The sequence below is a fragment of the Bacillus sp. P4_D3 genome, assembly GCF_056401855.1.
In genome coordinates this window covers 1-2,324 of sequence record NZ_JBFUIN010000501.1, presented here as the reverse complement: position 1 = coordinate 2,324, position 2,324 = coordinate 1, and the positions used below count along the sequence as shown (strand labels likewise).

Annotated in this window: 3 protein-coding genes; all 3 read right to left on the bottom strand. The window is 31.7% G+C overall.

Annotated elements, in window-relative coordinates; genetic code table 11:
• Positions 1-386, bottom strand: a 386-nt coding sequence (locus AC1DTM_RS23290; protein ID WP_477000996.1) for a binary toxin-like calcium binding domain-containing protein, incomplete at its 3' end; no start/stop codon positions are given.
• A 330-nt stretch (positions 387-716) separates the two neighbouring features.
• On the bottom strand, positions 717-929 hold the full coding sequence (locus AC1DTM_RS23285; protein WP_002110998.1) for a hypothetical protein: 213 nt from the start codon (positions 927-929) through the stop codon (positions 717-719).
• Positions 930-1,420: 491 nt separating this feature from the next.
• Positions 1,421-2,324, bottom strand: a 904-nt coding sequence (locus AC1DTM_RS23280) for a sensor histidine kinase (protein ID WP_477000995.1), incomplete at its 5' end; no start/stop codon positions are given.

Genomic DNA, 2,324 nt, shown 5'->3' with positions numbered 1-2,324 from the left:
GTAAAAGGGTCTCCATCTGAGTTTGCACTCTTCGGATTTGTTATAAATCTCTTTTTTCCAAAGTCTTTCACTAGATCATATAACTGAGCTTCATTTTTTCCTGTCTTTTCATTAAATACAATTTTAAATCCTTTTTCCTCCACGTCATTAGGAATACCATCATCGTCCCAATCATTATTTTCCTGAGGTTCTTCCATAATCATGATTCCCTTTTTTCCAGAATCACCATAGATAATATTTTGTCCTTCCTTTAGATTGGTATCTTCTTGAAAGGTTTCCACTTTTCCACCTTGTTCAGGCTTTGTTTCAGCTAAAGCAGGGGATGTTATCGTCAATGCCATAGTTAAACTACTTACTGCACCAATTATTGGCTTTAATTTTTTCATCTTAGTTTTCCTCCATATTTCCTATACATGTTTGAACATCTACTAGTAAGATTGATTTCATAATATCTCACAAGTCTTTCATTTCCCTTTCGCAAATGTTACAAAAGTCTTTCACAAATCTTTTTTTACTTTATTGATATAACGGGTTCCGTTGCAGAATGTCTTAACACATAGAAAGATGAGAAAATTGCAGAAACAAATTTTACAAATTATTTCCTAACCAAACAAAAAGGCAGTTTTACTTTGCTATTTAATAAATTGTAAATCTGATAGGTGACAAAAATAAAAGGAACACAACTTTTTTAAAGTTGTGTTCCTTTTATTTATAAACTATTTAATTATAAAAGATAAAATCCCTATAATTACACATGCAATTCCGCTTAAGAATTGTCCCAGCCCCGCTGTTTCTCCTAAAATAAAGAAATTAAAAATATTTTTTCTTGTTTGTGTTTTCCCTATAAATGCTTCATCCGTTTTCATTCTATATATACCCCATAATACTAAGACTACGCCAAAAAGTATAAATAATAACTTTAAAATCATCGTGTAATTACCTCTGTTCAATATATTTTTTATGTATGTGATTCCTTTATTTTTATTCCATAAAGGCAGTTTAGAAAATAATGTTCCTTTTTCCATACCTCTTTATTTTTCTAGTACATCTGAACGAACTAGTTTTTAATCATCTGTTTTAATTACACCTGTTGAAATTGAACCTTTCTTCTGGCACCTGTCCATTTTTAATATTTAATGACAGGTTTTCTTTTTCAACAGAAGTGATTGAACTAGAAGAGTAAGATACTGTACTTACTTCTACWTTTAAAGAAAAAACTGGACTTACTAGAACAAGCACACGCTAAAGCTGCGGGAGTTATTTTTTCATTTGACCCATTTTATTTCTTCCTCTCTTTCATCATATCTACAAGATTACAAAAGATGAAATTATACTTATACTATTCACTTCAGATTAAAATATAATCACCCTCGATACAGTAATCTTATTATATATATCTTTCAATTTCCTTTCGTAAATGTTACAARAGTCTTTCAACCGACTCATTTTTTTCTGATGTAACAGGAAGAGTAAACCAAAATTCACATCCCTGTTTCCCATCTTGGCGGTCCCGAACACCAATTTGTCCTTTATGCAGTTCAACTAACGATTTTGCAATAGCTAAACCAAGCCCAGAACCTCCAGATTGTGAACTTCTTGATGGATCCGTTCTAAAAAAACGGTCAAATATACGCAATTGATCATCTGGAGAAATCCCTTCTCCTTCATCACACAAAGTGAATTGAACTTGCTGCTTCTGTTTATTTTCCTCTACAATTAATTCGATTGTTCCACATGTAGGAGAATGCCGAATCGCGTTATGCAACAAATTATTGATAACTCGTGCTATTTTACATGGCATAATCCAAATTCGTGGTAATGTCTCAGAAACATGCAATTGCAAATCAATCTCTTTATCTTGCAATAAGATATCATGTGAATCTATTACTTTTAATAGAATGCTATCTACATGTATTAAACTTGGATGAAAAACTTCTTGTCCAAGTTCTAACTTAGAAAGGTCAAATAAATCATTAATTAATCCACTTAATCGTTGTATATCATTTAGGATTGTCTTTAAATATTGTTGTTTCATATCAGGGTCTTCAATTAATCCATCTTGTAACGCTTCTACCATCAATTGTATGCTAGCCATAGGAGTTCGTAAGTCGTGGGAAATATTCGCAATCAGCTCTGTACGTGCTTTTTCTCCTTTTTCTAACTTAGCAAAGCTTTCGTCTAGTTTTTTGGCCATTTCTTGAAAAGCTTCTGCTAATTCTTTAAATTCTTCCGGTTCTTTTCCTATTATGTACATCGTTCCAAATTGTCTATCACTAAATTGTTTGGTTAAGGCAATTAAATTTTGAATAGATCTCATAATAGGG